Below are 264 nucleotides of genomic sequence, written 5' to 3'. Positions count from 1 at the left end.
CAAACTCACTTTTTATAAAATCTTTTGTTAATTCTGTTTGTACTTCTCTATCAAAATCATTAGGCAAACTTAACAATACTTCTTTGGCTAATCTAGGGTTTTTCGTTTTCGCATTATGCTTTTCAACTTTATCGACTTCATTCCATAAACGCTGTCTATCTTTCGTCCATTCAGGTGCATGTTGAGGAGTTAAAATCATGCTTTCAGGCTTAACAATATGATTTCTAAACTTAATTTTTTCATCTGTACGTTCACTATATAATG

General features: G+C 31.1%; 1 protein-coding gene. It reads right to left on the bottom strand.

Translation table 11 applies throughout. The annotated features are described in order from the left end of the window. Positions 1–264, bottom strand: a 264-nt coding sequence (locus tag HMPREF2881_RS10225; RefSeq protein WP_176744879.1) for a MobA/MobL family protein, incomplete at both ends; no start/stop codon positions are given.

The sequence above is a fragment of the Staphylococcus sp. HMSC057A08 genome, assembly GCF_001812925.1.
GTDB lineage: Bacteria > Bacillota > Bacilli > Staphylococcales > Staphylococcaceae > Staphylococcus > Staphylococcus hominis.
The sequence above is the reverse complement of the archived record's forward strand: the minus strand, read 5'-3'. Positions and strand labels throughout refer to the sequence as shown.